Raw genomic sequence first — 20,956 nt, 5'->3', positions numbered from 1 at the left:
GAGATGGCGCCGATGACTGGATTATAGGGAATCCGGCTTAAAGATTCATTTCTGTTGACTCTTTTAAAGAGTCATTTTACATTCATCTTAATATAAAATTCCGAGCACGAGTCGCGATGCCCGCCCTATCGCTTACCGCAAGACAAACCCTCACGCTGGGACGAACGACGATGCTCGCATCGCTCCTCGTCATGATCGGCGCGATCCTCGTGACCTACCCCTTCTCCGCGCATTTCAGCCTGGTCATGCAAATCATCGGGCACATCGCCTTGCCCGTTGCAGCGGCGTTCTTCAAACTGGGCTACGTCGCGCGGCTCGCCGCGCACCACGCCCTCGGCAATCTCAGCGCAGGCTAACGCACAATGGTCGCAATCATCCGCATCGAAGAACCCTTCAAGCGCCCGCGCGGTCCGCAGCCGCCGACATGGAAAGCCTTCCTGTCGATGGCCTTCCGGCCCTTCTATCTGCTCGCCGCGCTCCAAGGCGCCATCGCCGTCCTCTTCTGGGCCTTCGGCTTCGGCGGCACTGCAGCCCTCCCCGGCTACCTGTGGCACGGCCACGAAATGATCTGGGGCTACGCGGGGGCGGTCATCGTCGGTTTCCTCCTCACCGCCGCAGCAACCTGGACAGGCCTGCCACCGATACGGGGACGCACGCTGGCCGCGCTCGTTGTCCTATGGCTCGCGGCGCGCATGGTGCTGCTCGCGGTACCGACTTCGAATCTCTGGGGCGGCGCGCTGTCGGTCCTGTTCTTCGTCGCGGCAGCGCTGACTCTTGCCGTACCGATCATGCGCAGCCGCAATCGGCGCAATTACGGCGTGCCTCCGCTCCTGCTCGCATTCGCTGCCGGAAACCTCGCCTTTCACTTGGCCGCCGCTGGACTCATCAACGTCGATCCGCGGCACATGCTGCACGTCGGCCTGCTGATCGTTGCGACGGTGATCTTCTTCATGGGCCTGCGCGTAATCGGCTTCTTCACCAGCCGCGCGCTGAATACGCCACAAGTCACCCACGCCCCGTGGGTCGCCTTCGTTGCGATCGGGGCCCCGCTTGCGATGGCGTTGCTGGTCGCCGTCAAGGGCCCCACTTGGCTGACGTGCATCGCCGGCGTCGTTGGCGCGGCGATCAACCTGCGCCAGCTCGCGCGCTGGTGGCACCCGCGGGTCCTCGGCCAACCTCTGCTATGGGTACTGTTCGCCGGCTACCTGTGCACCGCGCTCGGCGTCGGCCTCTACGGTCTTGCCGCGTTTGCCGCTCCGACGCTGACGAGCGCCGCGCTGCACAGCGTTGCCGTTGGCGGAATCGGTCTGCTGACACTGGGAATGATGAGCCGCACCGCGCTGGGACACACGGGGCGCCCGCTGGAATTGCCGCAGCCGATGCCGGCCGCGTTCGGCTGCGTGCTCGCCGCAACGGCATTGCGCCTGGCAGCGGCCCTCGCCGTCCCCTTCGCGCACGCCGTATTGATTGCCAGCGCGCTGTGCTTTGCCGCCGGCTTCGGCCTCTTCGCCTATCGCTTCGGCCCCTGGCTGATCCGCCCACGCGCGGATGGCCGCCCCTGACAGCAGGAATCGGGCGCAAGAACGCCCTACCCGCTCAGCGGCGCTCGACCCAGAAGAGCATCCCCGCCGCCGCAAACAGGAAGATCGCGCTGGGAGTCAGCGCGGCCAGCGGCGGCGACCAGCCATTGATGACGCCGAGGTTCGAGAACAGGCCGTTGAGCAGGTGGAAGCCGATCCCCAGCATCACGCCGAAGAACACCTTCACGCTGACGCCTCCCATGCGGTCGTGCGTAAGCGCGAACGGCAACGCGAGCGCCATCATGACCAGCGCGGCAAAGGGGTAGACCAGCTTCTTCCACAGCGCGATCTCGTAGCGCTCGGCGTTCTGTTTATTCTCCCGTAAGTGATTGATGTACGCGAAAAGCGTCGTCACCGACATCCGCTCTGGCATCACCATCAGCACGCTCAATACCTCAGGCGTCAGCTCGGACGCCCATTGCAGTTCCGGCAGATCCACGACCTCGGTGTGGTCGCCGAGGAAACGGGTCTGCCGAACGCCTCCCAGCACCCATGCCTGCTGGTGGCTCTTGTAACGCCCGGTCTGCGCGTCGCTGATCGAGCGCAGGCCGTGCTGTTCATCGAATTCGTAGATGCGTACGTCCTGCATGCTGCGATCAGGCAGCAAGGTCTGCACATTGATGAAACGCGGGCCATCCTTGACCCACAACCCCGAGCGCAAATGGCTCGACACCGTCGAGTTGGTCGCGACCAGCCTCCACTGCTGCGCCGCACGCTCGGCCGGAGGAGCGATGTACTCCCCGAACACGAAGATCGCGACGACGAAGATCGCGCCGATGCCCATCAGCACGCGCAGCATCCTGAACGTCGACATCCCCGAGACTCGCATGACCGTAATCTCGGAATGCCGAGCAAGACTCGTCAGCGCGTACAGCGTGCCGATCAGCACTGCAACCGGCAGCAGTTCATACACCCGGCCAGGAATGATCATCACGACATAGATGAGCGCCTGGTAAAGCTCGTAGCCATCCTTGCCGATCGAGTCGAGTTCGTTGAGGAAATCGAAGAACGCAAACAGCCCCAGGAAGGCCAGCAGAACCGTTCCCGACGCACTGAGGATTTCCCGCATCAGGTAGCGGGTCAGTACCAATCTCATGGGCGGGTCCTCCAAAACGGGAAGATCGCCAGCCTACGGTAGAACATCAGCGCGAGAACCCCCAGCACCACGACGTGGGGCAGCCACACGGCGAGCTCGAAGCGCACGCGCCCCTGCGACACCCACGCCTGGAACAGACCGATTGCATTGCTGTAAACCAGATAGGTCAGCAATGCGATGATCACGTTGTTTGTCCGCCCTGCCCTCGGATTGACGAAGGACAGGGGGATGGCCATCAGCGCCAGCAGCAGGGCCGCCACGGGCACGCCGATCCGTCCGAGGAACTCACCCAGGTTGCGCGTGTTGGGCGACTGCAGCAACTCCAGCGTAGTCATCCCCCGCGCCTTCCCCGCCTGACCGGCCACCTTGTGTTCCTCGATCAGCACCGAATACCGGTCGAACTCCATCACGCGGTATTCCGGCGACCCCGGCTCGCCGTCATAGCGGCGCCCATGCTCGAGCACGACATAACGGTCGCCGTTCGGATCGGTATACAAGGAGCCTTCCGCCGAGACGATCACGCCAATGCGGCCCTCCTCCTCGGAGCTGACGAAGACGTTGCGCACCTTGCCGCCTTCGGCAGATCCCATTTCGACGAAAAAGACCCGCTGCGAGCCAGCCGACTCCCGGAAGACGCCCGGCGCCACGCGCGCAGCGTCGTCCCGCGAATCGAGCTTCGCCTGGAACTCGGCGCTCTTCATCTGCGCCCAGGGCGCAAGGAACAGCGTGACCGCGCCGATCCCCAGCACGAGCGGCAGCGCGAAGCGCAACACGGGACGAATGAAGGCGGTGAGCGGCAAGCCGGACGCAAACCACACTACCATCTCCGAATCGCGGTACGAGCGCGACAAGGGCATCAGCACCGCGATGAACAAGGTTAGCGACAGCACGATCGGCAACTGGGTCAACGCGCCGAATCCGATCAGCGCGAGCACGGCATCCGAGGGCACCCGTCCGCCCGCGGCCTGCCCCAGCAGCCGGATCAGGACGGTCGTAATCAGAACGGCGAACAGCGCAACGAATACGCCGGCCGCCGACTGGGCAAATTCACGCTGGAGGGCGCGGCTGAAAATCATCGCGCTAGATGGATTCGATATGCGTTGGGGGAAGGCCTTTTTGACGCGCCAGCCGCTGAAGAGCCATAATCGGCGGCAATCGGAACGACGAGTCTTGATAAGGAGCTGGACGTGGAATTTACCATAAAGACCGGTGCCCCGGAAAAACTCAAGACGGGCAGCCTGGTCGTCGGCGCCTTCGCAGGCGGAATGCTCACCGAAGCCGCCACCGCCCTCGACAAGGCCTCCAAGGGCAAGCTCGCGGCGATCCTCGCGCGCGGCGATCTCGACGACAAGGCGGGCTCGCAACTCACCCTCCACGAGCTCCCCGGCAGCAACGCCGAGCGTATCGTCATCGTCAGCCTGGGCAAGCAGGATGAGTTCGGCGACCGCGCCTGGCGCGACGCGACCAACACCACCGCCAAGGTCCTCGCCGCATCCCCGTCGCACGACGCAGGGGTATGCCTCGGCGACGTCGCCGTCCCGGGCCGCGACAACGAATGGGCCCTGCAACAACTCTCCCGCGCGATCGCCGATGGCGCCTACCGCTTCGACGCGACGAAGGGAAAGAGCAAGGACACCAAACGCCGCGGCGCGCGCAAGATCGTTCTCCTCACAGGCAACAAGATCTCCGCCGGAATGGAAGAGGCCGTCAAGCGCGGACAGGCCATCGCTGAAGGCATGGCGCTCGCCAAGGACCTCGGCAACCTGCCGGGCAACATTTGCACGCCCACGCATCTCGCCGAAACGGCGCTGGAGCTCGGCAAGCAATACAAGCTGAAGGTCGAAGTGCTAGAACGCGAGGACATGGAGAAGCTTGGCATGGGCTCGCTGCTGTCCGTAGCGCGCGGCAGCCACGAACCGCCCAAGTTCGTCGTCCTGCACTACAAGGGCGGAAAGTCCAAGGACAAGCCGGTCGTCCTGGTTGGCAAGGGCATCACCTTCGACACCGGCGGCATCTCGCTGAAGCCCGGCGCCGAAATGGACGAGATGAAGTTCGACATGTGCGGCGCCGCGAGCGTGCTCGGCACCTTCAAGGCCATCGCGCGCATCGCGCTGCCGATCAACGTCGTCGGCATCGTTCCGACCACCGAGAACATGCCCGGCGGCGCAGCGACCAAACCGGGCGACGTGGTCACCTCGATGAGCGGGCAGACGATCGAGATCCTGAACACCGACGCCGAAGGGCGCCTGATCCTCTGCGACGCGCTCACCTACGCCGAACGCTTCAAGCCCGACTGCGTCATCGACATCGCGACCCTCACGGGCGCCTGCGTCGTTGCCCTGGGCAAGATTCCGAGCGGCCTTCTCGCCAACGACGACAACCTGGCGCGCGAACTCGTCGACTGCGGTACCGTGTCGGGCGACCGTGCCTGGCAAATGCCGCTGTGGGATGAATACCAGGAACTCCTCAAGAGCAACTTCGCGGACATGGCCAACATCGGCGGCCGCTATGCCGGCACGATCACGGCGGCCTGCTTCCTCGCCCGCTTCACCAAGGCCTACAAGTGGGCCCACCTGGATATCGCCGGTACCGCCTGGGTGTCGGGCGACGCGAAGGGTGCGACGGGCCGGCCCGTACCCCTGCTTACGGAATTCCTCATTGCCCGTAGCAAGGGCCCTCAAGCGTAGTCCGAACGGACCATTCCATGCCGCGCGTGCAGTTCTACCACAACGCCGAAAACCCGCTCGCACTGGCGTGCGAACTGGCCGAACGGGCCTTCGCGGGCGGGCGCAAGGTAGCGCTGCGCGTCCCCGACGGCACGGCGGCGCGGCAGCTCGACCAACTCCTGTGGAGCTTCCACCAGCTCGCGTTCGTCCCGCATGTGATGGCCGGCACGCCCCTCGCGCCCGAGACTCCCGTCATCATCGGTCGCGCGGATGCACCGGCGGAATGGCCGCACCACGAGATCCTGTTCAATCTGGCAGATGATGTTCCGCCGGGCATTGAGCAGTTCCGCATGCTGATCGAAATCATCGGCCAGGACGAAGCGCAGAAAGGACCGGCCAGAACCCGTTGGAAGCATTACAAGAACCTCGATCTGCCCCTCCAAGCATTCGACGCCGTGCGCCGGGAGGCACTATGAGCAACTGGTCGCGCCCCCGCGGCAACGAAACCGACGAAGAACTGAAGGCCGCAGACATGCTTCTCGACAAGGCCGATGCCCTCCTGCGGCGGCATCGGGGTATGGAACCGCAACACACGTCGCAACCCGAAGCAGACGTCTTCATCTCGCTCGAAGAGGATGACCTCCCGCTGCTCACCGAAGTCGTCGATCCGTCCGAACTGCCGGCTCCCGCCTCGGCTCAGACGTCCATTCAAGCTTCCGCTTCGGCTCCAGTTCCCACTCCTACCCCAACTCCGACGTCAGCCCCCGCTCCGGCGCCAGAGCCGCGCCCGGCGACGCCCCACGTCCAGCCCGTTTCCCAGCTTGCCGAGCAGCTGATCAGCCTGGACACCGAAATCGCCCGTGCCGTCGAATCCTGGTTCGCGGCCGAGCTGCCCCAGTTGCTGTCGCGCGAACTCGACAAGCTTTCCGCCCGTCTGCAGGAGGAAGCCCTCCGTCACCTGCGCGCAACCCTTCTTCCGACGCTGTCCGAGCACATCTCGCGCAGCCTCGAGAAAAACACCGACATCACCGACTGAGCCTTCCCTGCTCGGCGACGGACACGCCATCCCGGCCAAGGGATGAGCGTGCGCATCCGTTATAATCCGCCCTTTGCCCTCAAGCCCCTGAGCACACCATGGAACTGGCCAAGAGTTTTGAGCCGGCGGACATCGAAGCCCGCTGGTATCCGGAATGGGAATCGCGCGGTTACTTCGACGCCGGCCTCGACAAGTCGAACCCCGACGCCTTCTGCATCCTGCTGCCGCCGCCGAACGTCACCGGCACGTTGCACATGGGCCACGGCTTCAACCAGACCATCATGGACGCGCTCACGCGCTACCACCGCATGTTGGGCGTCAACACCCTGTGGCAACCGGGCACGGACCACGCCGGCATCGCCACGCAGATCGTCGTCGAACGCCAGCTCGACGCCAAGGGCATCTCCCGCCACGACCTCGGCCGCGAGAAGTTCCTCGAGAAGGTCTGGGAATGGAAGGAATACTCCGGCGGCACGATCACGCGCCAGATGCGTCGCATGGGCACCTCGCCCGACTGGAAGCGCGAACGCTTCACGATGGACGCCGGCCTGTCCAAGATCGTCACCGAAACCTTCGTCCGCCTCTACAACGAAGGCCTGATCTACCGCGGCAAGCGTCTCGTCAACTGGGATCCGAAGCTCGGCACCGCGGTCTCCGACCTCGAAGTCGTCTCCGAGGAAGAAGACGGCTTCCTGTGGCACATCACCTATCCCTTCAGCGAAGGCCCGATTGGTGACCTGAAAGGCCTCACCGTCGCGACGACCCGCCCCGAAACCATGCTCGGCGACGTCGCCGTGATGGTCCATCCGGAAGACGAGCGCTACGCCCACGTGATCGGCAAGACCGTGCGCCTGCCGCTGTGCGACCGCGACATCCCGATCATCGCCGACGAGTACGTCGACCGCGAATTCGGCACCGGCTGCGTCAAGGTCACCCCGGCCCACGACTTCAACGACTACGCCGTCGGTCTGCGCCACAAGCTGCCGATGATCAGCATCCTGCGCCTCGACGCCCACGTTAGCGACGACGCGCCCGAGAAGTATCGCGGCCTCGACCGCTTCGTTGCGCGCGAAGTCATCGTCCAGGACCTCGAAGCCCTGGGCCTGCTCGCCGAGATCAAGCCGCACAAGCTGATGGTTCCGCGCGGCGACCGCACCAGCGCCGTCATCGAGCCCATGCTTACCGACCAGTGGTTCGTCGCGATGAGCAAGCCCGGCGCCGACGGCAAGAGCATCACCGAGAAGGCGCTCGAATGCGTCGCCTCGGGCGAGATCCGCTTCTATCCGGAAAACTGGGTCAACACCTACAACCAGTGGCTCAACAACATCCAGGACTGGTGCATCTCGCGCCAGCTGTGGTGGGGCCACCAGATCCCGGCCTGGTACGCCGATGTCGAAGGCGACGCCCGCGTATGGGTCGCGCAAAGCGAAGACGAAGCCAAGGCGCTCGCCGCGAAGGACGGCTACACCGGCAAGCTGCGCCGTGATGAGGACGTGCTCGACACCTGGTACTCGTCGGCGCTCTGGCCCTTCTCGACCCTCGACTGGACGCCCGAGTGGCCCGCCAAATCGAACGACGCGCTGGACCTCTACCTGCCGTCATCGGTCCTCGTCACCGGCTTCGACATCATCTTCTTCTGGGTCGCCCGCATGGTCATGATGACCAAGCACATCACGGGCAAGATCCCCTTCCGCGACGTCTACGTCCACGGCCTCATCCGCGACGCCGAAGGCCAGAAGATGTCGAAGTCGAAGGGTAACGTCCTCGACCCGATCGACCTGATCGACGGCATCGCCGTGGATGAGCTCGTCAAGAAGCGCACCTTCGGCCTGATGAACCCGAAGCAGGCGCAGAGCATCGAGAAGAAGACGCGCAAGGAATTCCCGGAAGGCATCCCCGCCTTCGGCACCGACGCGCTGCGCTTCACCTTCGCGTCGCTCGCGACCCCCGGTCGCGACATCAAGTTCGACCTCTCGCGCTGCGAAGGCTACCGCAACTTCTGCAACAAGCTGTGGAACGCCACGCGCTTCGTGCTGATGAACTGCGAAGGTCACGACTGCGGCATCGAGGCCTCTGTCGGCACCGCGGCCTGCAACGCCGAAACGCTCGACTTCTCCTTCGTCGACCGCTGGATCGTCTCGCGCCTGCAGCGCGCCGAAGCCGACATCGCCGAGCACTTCAAGGACTACCGCTTCGACCTCGTCGCCAAGGCGCTCTACGAATTCGTCTGGGACGAATACTGCGACTGGTATCTCGAACTCGCGAAGGTCCAGATTCAGAACGGCACCCCGGCCCAACAGCGCGCAACCCGCCGCACCCTGTTGCGCGTGCTCGAGACCGTGCTGCGCCTTGCCCACCCGCTGATCCCCTTCATCACCGAAGAGCTATGGCAGACCGTGGCCCCGCTCGCCGGCCGCAAGGACGCGGAAAGCATCATGCAGGCAGCCTATCCGCAAGCGGACCTTGGCCGTCTCGACGAAGCGAGCGAAGCGAAGATCGCCGAACTCAAGACCATCATCGGCACCTGCCGCAACCTGCGCAGCGAAATGGGCATTTCCCCGGCCCAGCGCATGCCGCTCGTCGCCGCGGGCAAGGCCGACACGCTGTCCGCCTACGCCCCCTATATCGCCGGCCTTGCCCGCCTGTCCGAGGTCGAAGTCGTGGCCGACATCGGCAATGACGAGCTGGCGCCGGTTTCGATCGCCGGCGAGTTCAAGCTGATGCTGCGTGTCGAAATCGACGTCGCCGCCGAACGCGAGCGCATCTCGAAGGAAATCACGCGCCTCGAAGGCGAGATCGGCAAGGCCCAAAACCAGCTCGGTAACGCCAGTTTCGTCCAACGCGCCCCCGCCGCCGTCGTACAGCAGATGCGCGAACGTCTGGCAGCCTTCAGCGCCTCGCTCGACAAGCTGCGCCCTCAACTGGAAAAGCTGGCGAATCGCTGACCGCTTCGCAGCCCTCAACTAGAAAGGGGCGCCCGCCATACGGCGAGCGCCCCTTTTTCATTGCAGCACGTCCGATTACTTGCGCTTCAGATAGAACTCGAACGCGTTATCCACGGTCTCGCCCTGACGAAGCAGTTCGTTCCCGGTCTGGCGGGCGAACGCCTGAAAATCCTTGACCGAGCCCGGATCCGTCGCCAGCACCCGCACCACCTGCCCGGTTGCCATCTCCGCAAGCATCTTCTTGGCACGCAGGATCGGAAGCGGACAGTTCAATCCGCGCGCATCGACTTCCTTGTCAAATTCCATTGCCACGCATCCGTAATTACAAACGAATCGATTCTACCCCAGCGCAGTCAGTCGTCAGCGACCGCTTCGCTGCCGCTCCAGCTTTTCATCCTTGGCTCTTTCCTTTAACTCGCGCATCCGCGCGTCGATGGCTGAAGACTCGTAGAAATCCGCATCACCCGCACGCCGGGCCAGATCCAACTGCTCGATCGCAGCAGGTAGACTTCCACGCAGGACATACACTTCCGCCTGGGCCCGGTGCTGCCCTGCACGACGCCCCTGGGCCGCCTCCGCCCGCGCAACAAAGGCCCACATGCGTGCATCGTCCGCCTTGCTCTGCACACCGGCACGAGCAATCATCCCTGCCTCGGCCCCTCTTCCGGCCTGCAGCAAGGTCTCGATCAGCGAATAGCGTACTGATCGACTATCCGGGAATCTGTTCTGAGCCGCCTGCAGGATTTTCACCGCCCCCTCGCGATCACCCGCTGCGGCACGCTGTTCCGCGGCCAGGGAGTCAACGAACATCGACGGTTTTACCGACACCCTGAGCGGCTCGAGCGTCCGCCCCGCATCCTCGGCCCGCCCGGCCGACAGCAACGCCCTGGCGAGTCCGTAACGCGCCGCCGCGTCGTTCGGCTGCTTTGCCAACACCCCCTCGAACTCGCGAACAGCATCGGCCGCCGGCTCGCCCGCGACCCGCAGCTTCGCCTTCATGAATGCGAAATCCTGCGAATCGACCACCTGCCGATAATGCATCTGTGCGACACGATTCTCCATGTCCGCGATGCGTTCCCCGGTCAGCGGGTGCGTACGCAGGTAACTGGGCGCATTGTTCTCGTAAAGTCGGCTCGCGCGCTGCAAGCGTTCGAAGAACGCCGGCATCCCGCGCACATCATAGCCGGCGCCCTCGACGATCTGCAGACCGATCCGGTCCGCCTCCCGCTCGAAATCGCGCGTATAGGCAAGCTGCGCCTGTATCGCACCCGCCTGCCCTGCAACGATCGCAGCTTCGCTGACCTGCGAATTGCTCCGTGCGGCCAGAACTGCCACCAGCAGCGAAGCGAGCATCATCATGCTCGTCTGTCCCTGCTTGCCGAACATCTGCGCGATGTGGCGTTGAGCCACGTGAGAAATTTCATGTCCCAGCACCGACGCCAACTCCGACTCGGACTCGGCGGCCAGCAGCAGGCCGGTATGAACCCCGATGAAACCGCCCGGTAGCGCAAACGCGTTGAGCGTCGTATCACGAATGACGAAGAAGTCAAAATCCTGCTGCGACGCCGGACTGTGTGCAACGAGCCGTCGCCCCATGGTCGCAACGTAATCCTCGACTTCAGGGTCATCCAGGTAGGAGGGATCTCGCCACCGCAAATCCCGCACGATCGATTCCCCAAGCTTGCGCTCTGCAAGCGGAGAAAGCTCGGAAGCGGATACGTCGCCCAAGTCCGGCAGATCCGCCGCATTCAGGCGCGGAATCAGCGCAAACACCAAAAGAAGGGTAAAGAGTCGTCTAAGCATCGGATGCTATGATACCCACGACCAGCCAACCATTCAGCGTGGAATGTATCCGCCTGTAGTTCTTGTCGAGAAACCTGTCCGATGACCACCCGAACCGACTCCTCCACGACCCTCACCCACTTTGATTCGCAAGGCCAGGCGCACATGGTGGACGTCGGCGGCAAACCTGAAACGCGCCGTGTGGCGGTTGCGACCGGCCGCATCAGCATGAAACCAGAAACCTTCGGGATGGTGCAATCAGGCACCGCCAAGAAGGGGGATGTCCTCGGCATCGCCCGCATCGCGGCGATCCAGGCATCGAAACGCACGAGCGAACTGATCCCGCTCTGCCACCCGATCCCCCTGACCCGCGTCACGGTCGATTTCGTTCCCGACGAGGCGTCCCACAGCATCACCTGTACGGTCACGGCCGAAACCGTCGGCCGAACCGGCGTAGAAATGGAGGCGCTCACCGCACTAAACGTCGGCCTGCTGACGATCTACGACATGTGCAAAGCTGTCGACCGCGGCATGCGTATGGACGGGATACACCTCATGGAAAAACTGGGTGGAAAGTCCGGCCACTGGACGGCGAACACGTAACGGCTTGATCGAATAGGGTTTTGACGGAATCTTCGGCGTCGCCGGCGCGTTGAGCCTCTTGCGAGGCTCACACTGTCGGCGACGACATCTCACTCGAAAAGCGCTTTTTGGCCCTCGTTTGTCCCATCCAGGAGGAACGATGGCAACACTTCGCAAGCATGGACGCGGCTGGCAAGCGCGTGTCCGGCGCCGTGGCTACCCAGACGAAGTAAAGACCTTCCCCAGCAAAGCAGAAGCCGAACGATGGGCGCGAGCCATCGAAGGCGAAATGGATCGAGGCGAGTTCGTCAGTCGCGTCGAGGCTGAGAAAACGACCTTCGGCGAGGTCATCCAGCGATACATGAAAACGATCACGCCCAAGAAGCGTGGCTGCACCGAAGAGACGATCCGCCTGACCGCGACGTTGCGTCATCGCATGACAAAGCTGTCGATGGCGAACCTGACCCCGCAGGCGATGGCCGAATACCGAGACGACCGGCTACGGAGCTGTAAGGCCAACACCGTCATTCGCGACTTGGCCGTCCTGTCTTCGATCATCAATCACGCCCGACGTGAATGGGGCATCGCCATCCAGAACCCGGTTGAGATGATTCGAAAGCCGACGATGCCGCCAGGTCGTGACCGCGTTCTCGCTCAGTCCGAAGAAACCCGCCTGCTCGCTGAGCTGACGCCCACGGGGCGAAGAAACCCGCTCATGCCGTCGCTTGTGATCGTCGCGATTGAAACGGCCATGCGCCGGGGTGAAATCCTCGCTATGCGTTGGGAGAATGTCGATCTCGATCGCCGTGTGGTCTTCCTTCCCCTTACAAAGAACGGGCAGGCCCGCTATGTGCCACTTTCCACCCGTGCGGTCGAGGCGCTGACAAACCTGCCACGGTCACCCGATGGTCGAGTGTTCTCGATCAACGTGGCGGCGATGGAAGCGAACTTCATGAAGGCAGTCAGAAGGGCCGGACTGCTGGACATGCACTTTCATGACCTTCGACACACGGCAGCGAGTCGCATGGCCACCAAGCTTCCGAACGTAATCGAACTCGCCTCAGTGACCGGCCACACGTCGATCCAGATGCTCAAGCGCTACTATCATCCGAAGGCCGAGGAGTTGGCATTGAAGCTGGAGTAGGAAGCGGCGCCCAGCGCACAGCGGTGACCAAGCCCCAGTCACCCTTCTGATTGGGGCGCCACCACTTTGCCGGCTTCATTGTCTTCAAGTACTCCAGCGCGGCCTCGAAGGTGTTGAAGCGCACGACGTGGCTCTTCTCGCCGACAGCGTACGCCTTCGTCCGAAGACGGAGCAGCGACGGATTGAAGCAGGTTCCGTCGGCAGCATACGGAACCTCGACGCTCCCGGTCGAATCGGCCGCAGCAGTGTCGGTCTCGAACAGTGACCGGACTTCGACACAAAGCGCGTCTGCGAGCGTCTCCACCGCATCCAGTGAAGGGTTTGCCCCACCGCGCTCGATACGGCTCATGTAGCTGCGAGCGAACCCGCAACGGTCGGCGAACGCCTCCTGCGACAACCCGGTAGCTTGTCGCAGCTCCTTTACACGTAGTCCGAATCGTTTTCGCAGGGGTAGCTTCACCCCGGCGAATGAATCGCCCCGGGTTTCGCGGAGGCCGTTTTGTTTGAGTCAGGCGGCGACCGCCTGCTCGCTGAGGTTGCGGTAGTAGTTTGCCTCGGCTTCGGCGGGAGGAATGTACCCGATCGGCTCAAGCAAGCGGTGATGGTTGAACCATGAGACCCATTCGAGGGTGGCCAACTCGACCGCTTCAACGCTCTTCCAAGGCCCTCGCCGGTGGATGACTTCGGCCTTGTACAGGCCGTTGATGGTTTCGGCCAGGGCATTGTCGTAGCTATCACCACGGCTGCCGACCGACGGCTCGATGCCCGCTTCTGCCAAACGTTCGCTGTATCGGATCGAGACGTACTGGGAACCGCGATCGCTGTGATGGACCAAGGCATTACGTTCAGGCTGACGAGCCCACAGGGCCTGCTCCAGGGCGTCGAGGACGAACTCGGTCTGCATGGATCGACTGACGCGCCAACCCACGATGTAGCGGGCGAAGACGTCGACCACAAAGGCGACGTACACGAACCCCTGCCAGGTCGAGACATACGTAAAGTCGGACACCCACAATTGGTTTGGGCGCTGGGCGACGAACTGGCGATTGACGCGATCGAGCGGACACGGCGCAATCGAATCCGGGCGGGTGGTCCGCAGCGCCTTTCCGCGCATTGCACCGCGCAAACCCTGGGCACGCATCAGCCGTTCAACCGTGCAGCGGGCGACCTCGACGCCTTCCCGCTGCAACTGCCGCCATACCTTGCGCGCTCCATACACCTGCAGATTCGCCTCCCAGATCCGCTCGATGTGCCCCTCCAGCACCTCGTCGCGACGGGCTCGCAGACAGCGCAAGGCGGGATCACGCCGACGGGCTACCGCGCGACGATAGGCCGACGGGGCAACCTGCAGCACCCTGCAGATCGGCTCGACCCCGAAGCGCTCGCGGTGCGTGTCGATGAAACTGTTCATCACTTGTTGCGGCGGTCGAGCTCCGCCTGCGCGAAATACGCGCTGGCAAGGCGCAGAATCTCGTTGGCCTTCTTCAGCTCGCGGACCTCGCGCTCGAGCTCCTTGATGCGGGCCGCCTCTGCAGTGCTGACCCCATCACGCTGCCCGGTGTCCCGCTCGTACCGGCGCACCCAGTTCGACAGCGTCTGCGCGCTGCAACCGATCTTGGCCGCGATCGATTCGATCGCCGCCCACTGTGATCCATGCTGGTCGCGCTGCTCGAACACCATGCGCACGGCCCGCTCGCGCACTTCGGGGGAGAACTTCGTCGTCTTCTTCATGGCTCCATCTTCTCAAGAGTTGGAGCCTCCGCGAAACCCGGGGCGATTCAGTCTCGCCGCCCGCAACCCGATGTGACGGGCGCAATCCAGCACTCGCTTGCCGCACTGGAATGCGTTGCTCGCGACGTGACCGGCGATCAGCGCTCAACGCTCGGGACAATCCTGCAGCGAAATTCAGCTATTGTCCCGCCACCGCTCGACCATGCTTTGGAGAAACTCTGGGGATTTGCCTCCGAACAGGGGCGACACCTACGCGAAGGCCGAGTGCCCGGCTACGAGGAAGCTGAGGTCGCCGTCCAGGTAGCGGCCGCGGTGGCCCGGTATCTGTCGAAGAAGTACAGCGGCTGACATCGCGCGCGTACCCAGATAGAGAAGCGCCGCGCGCTGGAGAGAGCTGATGTACGCCAAAGAGCGGAATACGTAAAATAGTTTCCGAATCGGGATGACCGATTCCTGTCCCATTTTTGACCCATTTAGGGGGCCGGAACGCGAAACTACCGAGAAGATCGGATTCCAAAGCGCCTTTAGAATCAAGTTACTACGGAGGCGCTCACCGCACTAAACGTCGGCCTGCTGACGATCTATGACATGTGCAAAGCTGTCGACCGCGGCATGCGTATCGACGGAATACACCTCATGGAAAAGCTGGGCGGAAAGTCCGGCCACTGGATGGCCAATCCCTGACGATTGGAAATTGCGGCACGCCCAGCAGCGTGCCCATGATCCCAGGGCGCTTTCCCGAGCGTTCCATTGGCGCGATCGACGTAAAAAAGCCGCGGATCTGTATGAGATCGGCGGCTTTTTTGGGAGAGGTAGTCTGACGATGACCTACTTTCGCACCCACGAGAGGCACTATCATCGGCGCGGTCCTGTTTCACGGTCCTGTTCGGGATGGGAAGGGGTGGTTCCGGGACGCTCTGGTCGTCAGACTGTAAAGGGGAACAAAGGGGGAGAAGTGTGTGCGGTATGGGGGGTTGTGATTGCTTGCGCGGTGTTGCGTGCGGGTGAGGCGTGGATCCAGGGTTATAGGATCAAGCCGCACGGGCAATTAGTATCGGTTAGCTTAACGCATTACTGCGCTTCCACACCCGACCTATCAACGTTGTGGTCTTCAACGACCCTTCAGGGGGCTCGAGGCCCCGGGGAAGTCTCATCTTGAGGCGAGTTTCCCGCTTAGATGCTTTCAGCGGTTATCTCTTCCGTACTTAGCTACCCGGCGATGCGACTGGCGTCACAACCGGTACACCAGAGGTACGTCCACTCCGGTCCTCTCGTACTAGGAGCAGGTCCTCTCAAACTTCCAGCGCCCACGGCAGATAGGGACCAAACTGTCTCACGACGTTTTAAACCCAGCTCACGTACCACTTTAAATGGCGAACAGCCATACCCTTGGGACCGGCTACAGCCCCAGGATGTGATGAGCCGACATCGAGGTGCCAAACTCCGCCGTCGATGTGAACTCTTGGGCGGAATCAGCCTGTTATCCCCAGAGTACCTTTTATCCGTTGAGCGATGGCCCTTCCATACAGAACCACCGGATCACTATGACCTGCTTTCGCACCTGCTCGACTTGTCGGTCTCGCAGTCAAGCCGCCTTTTGCCATTGCACTATCAGTACGATGTCCGACCGTACCTAGGCGACCTTCGTACTCCTCCGTTACCTTTTAGGAGGAGACCGCCCCAGTCAAACTGCCTGCCATGCACGGTCCCCGACCCGGATTCACGGGCCCAGGTTAGAACCTCAACGACACCAGGGTGGTATTTCAAGGACGGCTCCACGACAACTGGCGTTGCCGCTTCAAAGCCTCCCACCTATCCTACACAAGTCCCGTCAAAGTCCAATGCAAAGCTACAGTAAAGGTTCATGGGGTCTTTCCGTCTAGCCGCGGGTAGATTGCATCTTCACAAACACTTCAACTTCGCTGAGTCTCAGGAGGAGACAGTGTGGCCATCGTTACGCCATTCGTGCAGGTCGGAACTTACCCGACAAGGAATTTCGCTACCTTAGGACCGTTATAGTTACGGCCGCCGTTTACCGGGGCTTCGATCAAGAGCTTGCACCCCATCACTTAACCTTCCGGCACCGGGCAGGCGTCACACCCTATACGTCCACTTTCGTGTTTGCAGAGTGCTGTGTTTTTAATAAACAGTCGCAGCCACCGATTCTCTGCGGCCCCGTCGCCCTTCGGATGTACTCCTACAAGCTACCGGGGCATACCTTCTCCCGAAGTTACGGTATCAATTTGCCGAGTTCCTTCTCCTGAGTTCTCTCAAGCGCCTTAGAATTTTCTTCCTGCCCACCTGTGTCGGTTTGCGGTACGGTCGATTCTAGACTGAAGCTTAGAGGCTTTTCCTGGAAGCAGGGTATCAACCACTTCGGTCTCAAAGAGACCTCGTCATCACGCCTCAGCTCAGCCCGACGGATTTGCCTATCGGGCACGCCTACACGCTTAAACCGGGACGTCCAACACCCGGCCGGCCTAACCTTCTCCGTCCCCCCATCGCATCTAAAATCGGTACGGGAATATTGACCCGTTTCCCATCGACTACGCATTTCTGCCTCGCCTTAGGGGCCGACTCACCCTGCGTCGATGAACGTTGCGCAGGAAACCTTGGGCTTTCGGCGAGGGTGCTTTTCACACCCTTTATCGCTACTCATGTCAGCATTCGCACTTCCGATACCTCCAGCATCCCTCTCGAGACACCTTCGCAGGCTTACGGAACGCTCCCCTACCATCTCTTACGAGATCCGCAGCTTCGGTTCATGGCTTGAGCCCCGTTACATCTTCCGCGCAGGACGACTCGACTAGTGAGCTATTACGCTTTCTTTAAAGGGTGGCTGCTTCTAAGCCAACCTCCTAGCTGTCTATGCCTTCCCACTTCGTTTCCCACTTAGCCATGTATTTGGGACCTTAGCTGGCGGTCTGGGTTGTTTCCCTCTCGTCCCAGGACGTTAGCACCCCAGGACTGTCTGCCGTATATCACTTTGCGGTATTCGGAGTTTGCTATCGCGGGGTAGATCGCAGTGACCCCCCCAACGATTACAGTGCTCTACCCCCGCAAGTGTCCGTACGACGCACTACCTAAATAGTTTTCGGGGAGAACCAGCTATTTCCGGATTTGTTTAGCCTTTCACCCCTATCCACAGCTCATCCCCTAATTTTTCAACATTAGTGGGTTCGGACCTCCAGTACCTGTTACGGCACCTTCATCCTGGCCATGGATAGATCATCCGGTTTCGGGTCTACGCCCAGCAACTCAGTCGCCCTTATCAGACTCGGTTTCCCTACGCCTCCCCTATTCGGTTAAGCTCGCTACTGAACGTAAGTCGCTGACCCATTATACAAAAGGTACGCAGTCACCCCACAAGGAGGCTCCCACTGTTTGTATGCATGCGGTTTCAGGATCTATTTCACTCCCCTCCCGGGGTTCTTTTCGCCTTTCCCTCACGGTACTGGTTCACTATCGGTCGATCACGAGTATTTAGCCTTGGAGGATGGTCCCCCCATCTTCAGACAGGATTTCACGTGTCCCGCCCTACTTGTCGCACGCTCAGACCCGCCACCGATTTTTCGCATACGGGGCTATCACCCTGTATCGCCGGACTTTCCAGACCGTTCTGCTAAATCGATGGTTTAGTCGTGCAGGCTCTTCCCCGTTCGCTCGCCACTACTTGGGGAATCTCGGTTGATTTCTGTTCCTGCGGCTACTTAGATGTTTCAGTTCACCGCGTTCGCCTCCTCAGACCTATGGATTCAGTCTGGGATACTCCCGAAGGAGTGGGTTTCCCCATTCGGACATCGGGGGATCAATGCTCCATTGCCAGCTCCCCCCCGCTTTTCGCAGGCTTGCACGTCCTTCATCGCCTGTGATCGCCAAGGCATCCACCACATGCACTTAGTCGCTTGATCCTATAACTCTGGACCCCTCTTACAGGATCCCACCGCTACAGGCAACTCGCGCTTGTGCGCACCCATCTGCCGCCGGTTCAAAGCGCAGATAGATGCAAAAATGCAATCACACCAACCCATGCCACAATCGATCTTCCGACCGACTGTCGCACACTTTACTTCTTCCACTTTGTTAAAGAACATTGGCACTCAGGCCTAAGCGCTACGCAGCCCACCGGCTACCCACCGCTTAACCCTGACTCGAGCCCCACCTATCATGGTGGAGGATGACGGGATCGAACCGACGACCCCCTGCTTGCAAAGCAGGTGCTCTCCCAGCTGAGCTAATCCCCCCCGATACTGCGTGTGGTGGGTCTGGTTGGGTTCGAACCAACGACCCCCGCCTTATCAAGACGGTGCTCTAACCAGCTGAGCTACAGACCCTCCGATACCGCGAGGCTCTCGTTGCCTGAACAACCGATAAGTTGTGAGCACTCGGCGCCGAGCGGCGCCTTCTCTTGAAAGGAGGTGATCCAGCCGCACCTTCCGATACGGCTACCTTGTTACGACTTCACCCCAGTCATGAATCTCACCGTGGTAAGCGCCCCCCCGAAGGTTAAGCTACCTACTTCTGGTGAAACCCACTCCCATGGTGTGACGGGCGGTGTGTACAAGACCCGGGAACGTATTCACCGCAGCATGCTGATCTGCGATTACTAGCGATTCCGACTTCACGCAGTCGAGTTGCAGACTGCGATCCGGACTACGATCGGCTTTAAGGGATTAGCTCCACCTCGCGGTTTGGCAACCCTCTGTACCGACCATTGTATGACGTGTGAAGCCCTACCCATAAGGGCCATGAGGACTTGACGTCATCCCCACCTTCCTCCGGTTTGTCACCGGCAGTCTCGCTAAAGTGCCCAACTCAATGCTGGCAATTAGCGACAAGGGTTGCGCTCGTTGCGGGACTTAACCCAACATCTCACGACACGAGCTGACGACAGCCATGCAGCACCTGTGTCCTGGCTCCCGAAGGCACTCCCTGATCTCTCAAGGATTCCAGGCATGTCAAGGGTAGGTAAGGTTTTTCGCGTTGCATCGAATTAATCCACATCATCCACCGCTTGTGCGGGTCCCCGTCAATTCCTTTGAGTTTTAACCTTGCGGCCGTACTCCCCAGGCGGTCGACTTCACGCGTTAGCTGCGTTACTCAGAAAGTTACCCTTCCGAACAACTAGTCGACATCGTTTAGGGCGTGGACTACCAGGGTATCTAATCCTGTTTGCTCCCCACGCTTTCGTGCATGAGCGTCAGTATCGGCCCAGGGGGCTGCCTTCGCCATCGGTGTTCCTCCACATATCTACGCATTTCACTGCTACACGTGGAATTCCACCCCCCTCTGCCGTACTCTAGCCGTGCAGTCACAAGCGCAGTTCCCAGGTTAAGCCCGGGGATTTCACACCTGTCTTACACAACCGCCTGCGCACGCTTTACGCCCAGTAATTCCGATTAACGCTCGCACCCTACGTATTACCGCGGCTGCTGGCACGTAGTTAGCCGGTGCTTCTTCTGACAGTACCGTCATCCGCCTCCCGTATTAGGAGAAGCGTTTTCTTTCCGTCTGAAAGAGCTTTACAACCCGAAGGCCTTCTTCACTCACGCGGCATGGCTGGATCAGGGTTGCCCCCATTGTCCAAAATTCCCCACTGCTGCCTCCCGTAGGAGTCTGGGCCGTGTCTCAGTCCCAGTGTGGCGGATCATCCTCTCAGACCCGCTACGGATCGTCGCCTTGGTAGGCCTTTACCCCACCAACTAGCTAATCCGACATCGGCCGCTCCAATCACGCGAGGTCTTGCGATCCCCCGCTTTCCCCCTCAGGGCGTATGCGGTATTAGCTACGCTTTCGCGTAGTTATCCCCCATGACTGGGTACGTTCCGATGCATTACTCACCCGTTCGCCACTCGCCGGCAGGCCGAAGCCCCCGCTGCCGTTCGACTTGCATGTGTAAAGCATGCCGCCAGCGTTCAATCTGAGCCAGGATCAAACTCTTAAGTTCAATCCAACAATGCACTCAAAGAAATCATTACTGACTTACATCTGAGCACTCAATGCTTGCAAAGCGCAGATTCCGAAGAACCCACTTGCGCCTGCCGTCACCGAGCACTCACACTTATCGGTTGTCCAATTTTTTAAAGAACCGCCGCCGAAGCAGCGAGAAAGAGATTCTGACAAACTTCACTGTCGCCGTCAAGCACTGCCGATATTTTATTTCTTTAACATCGACTGCATCCAACGCTCTTTCCCCTCTCCGCCGCCACTGCGTTTCACCGCTGCGTCGCGAAGAGGGGCGGATTATATAGACCGCAGCGCGGCCGTCAACTGCGAGATGAAGATTTTTTCTCGATCACAAACGAATCGTCAGGGGCATCCGGCCGACGTGCACGAGCGCAGGGTTGTCGAGTTTCCGATGTTGGCCCACCAAAGCGCGGTCCCGCATAGCGCA

At 61.2% G+C, this 20,956-nt stretch carries 15 protein-coding genes, 2 tRNA genes, 3 rRNA genes, 1 pseudogene and 1 other annotated feature; of the genes and pseudogenes, 10 read left to right on the top strand and 11 right to left on the bottom strand.

The features are described from left to right. Positions 1-116 precede the first annotated feature (116 nt). Both AZKH_RS08130 and AZKH_RS08125 read left to right on the top strand, forming a co-directional pair. Complete coding sequence (locus AZKH_RS08130) at positions 117-356, top strand: hypothetical protein (RefSeq protein WP_015435270.1); 240 nt, start codon at positions 117-119, stop codon at positions 354-356. Positions 357-362: 6 nt separating this feature from the next. Beyond that, positions 363-1,562, top strand: a complete 1,200-nt coding sequence (locus AZKH_RS08125; RefSeq protein ID WP_015435269.1) for an NnrS family protein — start codon at positions 363-365, stop codon at positions 1,560-1,562. Between the two features lie 34 nt (positions 1,563-1,596). Here the strand turns inward: AZKH_RS08125 and lptG are convergent, their stop codons facing one another. Both lptG and lptF read right to left on the bottom strand, forming a co-directional pair. Continuing rightward, positions 1,597-2,676, bottom strand: coding sequence for an LPS export ABC transporter permease LptG (gene lptG / locus AZKH_RS08120; protein ID WP_015435268.1), 1,080 nt, complete (start codon positions 2,674-2,676; stop codon positions 1,597-1,599). Then, a complete protein-coding gene (gene lptF / locus AZKH_RS08115) occupies positions 2,673-3,752 on the bottom strand; it encodes an LPS export ABC transporter permease LptF (RefSeq protein WP_015435267.1) in 1,080 nt (359 codons plus the stop codon). The genes lptG and lptF overlap by 4 nt, the downstream gene beginning before the upstream one ends. Positions 3,753-3,863: 111 nt before the next feature. Between lptF and AZKH_RS08110 the strand changes: the two genes are divergently transcribed. From AZKH_RS08110 to AZKH_RS08095, 4 genes are all read left to right on the top strand, one after another. Then, positions 3,864-5,363 carry a leucyl aminopeptidase gene (locus AZKH_RS08110; protein WP_015435266.1) on the top strand — a complete coding sequence of 500 codons (1,500 nt, stop codon included), beginning with the start codon at positions 3,864-3,866 and terminating at the stop codon, positions 5,361-5,363. A 17-nt stretch (positions 5,364-5,380) separates the two neighbouring features. Next, entirely contained in the window at positions 5,381-5,818 is a 438-nt protein-coding gene (locus tag AZKH_RS08105) for a DNA polymerase III subunit chi (RefSeq protein WP_015435265.1), read from the top strand. Further along, the gene (locus tag AZKH_RS08100) at positions 5,815-6,378 is read left to right on the top strand and encodes a hypothetical protein (protein WP_015435264.1); all 564 of its coding nucleotides are present in this window, start codon (positions 5,815-5,817) and stop codon (positions 6,376-6,378) included. Before AZKH_RS08105 ends, AZKH_RS08100 begins: the two co-directional genes overlap by 4 nt. A 98-nt stretch (positions 6,379-6,476) precedes the next feature. Continuing rightward, on the top strand, positions 6,477-9,323 hold the full coding sequence (locus AZKH_RS08095; RefSeq protein ID WP_015435263.1) for a valine--tRNA ligase: 2,847 nt from the start codon (positions 6,477-6,479) through the stop codon (positions 9,321-9,323). A gap of 75 nt (positions 9,324-9,398) precedes the next feature. Here the strand turns inward: AZKH_RS08095 and AZKH_RS08090 are convergent, their stop codons facing one another. Next, positions 9,399-9,629 carry a sulfurtransferase TusA family protein gene (locus AZKH_RS08090; RefSeq protein WP_015435262.1) on the bottom strand — a complete coding sequence of 77 codons (231 nt, stop codon included), beginning with the start codon at positions 9,627-9,629 and terminating at the stop codon, positions 9,399-9,401. A 54-nt stretch (positions 9,630-9,683) separates the two neighbouring features. After that, positions 9,684-11,126 carry a M48 family metalloprotease gene (locus AZKH_RS08085; RefSeq protein WP_015435261.1) on the bottom strand — a complete coding sequence of 481 codons (1,443 nt, stop codon included), beginning with the start codon at positions 11,124-11,126 and terminating at the stop codon, positions 9,684-9,686. A gap of 81 nt (positions 11,127-11,207) precedes the next feature. Here AZKH_RS08085 and moaC point away from each other — a divergent pair, with 81 nt between their 5' ends. Together moaC and AZKH_RS08075 are read left to right on the top strand one after the other, a co-directional pair. Then, positions 11,208-11,708 (top strand): cyclic pyranopterin monophosphate synthase MoaC, encoded by a 501-nt coding sequence (gene moaC / locus AZKH_RS08080; protein WP_015435260.1) that lies wholly within the window; start codon positions 11,208-11,210, stop codon positions 11,706-11,708. A gap of 139 nt (positions 11,709-11,847) precedes the next feature. After that, positions 11,848-12,831 carry a site-specific integrase gene (locus tag AZKH_RS08075; protein ID WP_015435259.1) on the top strand — a complete coding sequence of 328 codons (984 nt, stop codon included), beginning with the start codon at positions 11,848-11,850 and terminating at the stop codon, positions 12,829-12,831. Here the strand turns inward: AZKH_RS08075 and AZKH_RS27980 are convergent. Beyond that, positions 12,779-13,291, bottom strand: a complete 513-nt coding sequence (locus tag AZKH_RS27980; RefSeq protein WP_015435258.1) for a helix-turn-helix domain-containing protein — start codon at positions 13,289-13,291, stop codon at positions 12,779-12,781. The two genes, AZKH_RS08075 and AZKH_RS27980, sit on opposite strands and share 53 nt — an antisense overlap. A gap of 48 nt (positions 13,292-13,339) precedes the next feature. Then, a protein-coding gene (locus tag AZKH_RS08065) for an IS3 family transposase (protein ID WP_156822060.1) occupies positions 13,340-14,562 on the bottom strand; the annotation gives its coding sequence in 2 pieces (ribosomal slippage) (positions 13,340-14,280 and positions 14,280-14,562; 1,224 coding nt in all). Beyond that, positions 14,168-14,284: a sequence feature (AL1L pseudoknot), on the bottom strand. (Overlaps the previous gene by 117 nt.) Before the next feature lie 72 nt (positions 14,563-14,634). On the opposite strand from AZKH_RS08065, the gene AZKH_RS27230 reads away from it, so the two are divergent. Together AZKH_RS27230 and AZKH_RS26770 are read left to right on the top strand one after the other, a co-directional pair. After that, a complete protein-coding gene (locus AZKH_RS27230) occupies positions 14,635-14,910 on the top strand; it encodes a hypothetical protein (protein WP_156822068.1) in 276 nt (91 codons plus the stop codon). Positions 14,911-15,096: 186 nt separating this feature from the next. Continuing rightward, positions 15,097-15,246 (top strand): annotated as a pseudogene (locus AZKH_RS26770) (cyclic pyranopterin monophosphate synthase MoaC); the annotation flags it as partial. 131 nt (positions 15,247-15,377) lie between these two features. On the opposite strand, the gene rrf reads toward AZKH_RS26770, so the two are convergent. From rrf to AZKH_RS08030, 5 genes are all read right to left on the bottom strand, one after another. Beyond that, positions 15,378-15,491, bottom strand: a 5S ribosomal RNA gene (gene rrf / locus AZKH_RS08050). A gap of 98 nt (positions 15,492-15,589) precedes the next feature. Then, positions 15,590-18,473 (bottom strand): 23S ribosomal RNA (locus tag AZKH_RS08045). Between the two features lie 257 nt (positions 18,474-18,730). Further along, a tRNA-Ala gene (locus AZKH_RS08040) sits at positions 18,731-18,806 on the bottom strand. A 13-nt stretch (positions 18,807-18,819) separates the two neighbouring features. After that, positions 18,820-18,896: transfer RNA gene (locus AZKH_RS08035), tRNA-Ile, on the bottom strand. 77 nt (positions 18,897-18,973) lie between these two features. Next, positions 18,974-20,509, bottom strand: a 16S ribosomal RNA gene (locus AZKH_RS08030). Together the 16S, 23S and 5S rRNA genes with 2 tRNA genes alongside form the textbook arrangement of a ribosomal RNA operon. Positions 20,510-20,956 lie beyond the last annotated feature (447 nt).

This window comes from Azoarcus sp. KH32C, from assembly GCF_000349945.1.
Classification (GTDB): domain Bacteria; phylum Pseudomonadota; class Gammaproteobacteria; order Burkholderiales; family Rhodocyclaceae; genus Aromatoleum.
Note: the sequence above shows the minus strand (reverse complement) of the source record. Positions and strands in the feature narration are given on the sequence as shown.

Coding starts and splice junctions, on each gene's coding strand:
- AZKH_RS08095 (WP_015435263.1), top strand. CDS start 6,477: ATGGAACTGGCCAAGAGTTTTGAGCCGGCGGACATCGAAGCCCGCTGG.
- AZKH_RS08090 (WP_015435262.1), bottom strand. CDS start 9,629: ATGGAATTTGACAAGGAAGTCGATGCGCGCGGATTGAACTGTCCGCTT.
- AZKH_RS08105 (WP_015435265.1), top strand. CDS start 5,381: ATGCCGCGCGTGCAGTTCTACCACAACGCCGAAAACCCGCTCGCACTG.
- AZKH_RS08130 (WP_015435270.1), top strand. CDS start 117: ATGCCCGCCCTATCGCTTACCGCAAGACAAACCCTCACGCTGGGACGA.
- AZKH_RS08100 (WP_015435264.1), top strand. CDS start 5,815: ATGAGCAACTGGTCGCGCCCCCGCGGCAACGAAACCGACGAAGAACTG.
- AZKH_RS08075 (WP_015435259.1), top strand. CDS start 11,848: ATGGCAACACTTCGCAAGCATGGACGCGGCTGGCAAGCGCGTGTCCGG.
- lptG (WP_015435268.1), bottom strand. CDS start 2,676: ATGAGATTGGTACTGACCCGCTACCTGATGCGGGAAATCCTCAGTGCG.
- AZKH_RS08125 (WP_015435269.1), top strand. CDS start 363: ATGGTCGCAATCATCCGCATCGAAGAACCCTTCAAGCGCCCGCGCGGT.
- lptF (WP_015435267.1), bottom strand. CDS start 3,752: ATGATTTTCAGCCGCGCCCTCCAGCGTGAATTTGCCCAGTCGGCGGCC.
- moaC (WP_015435260.1), top strand. CDS start 11,208: ATGACCACCCGAACCGACTCCTCCACGACCCTCACCCACTTTGATTCG.
- AZKH_RS08085 (WP_015435261.1), bottom strand. CDS start 11,126: ATGCTTAGACGACTCTTTACCCTTCTTTTGGTGTTTGCGCTGATTCCG.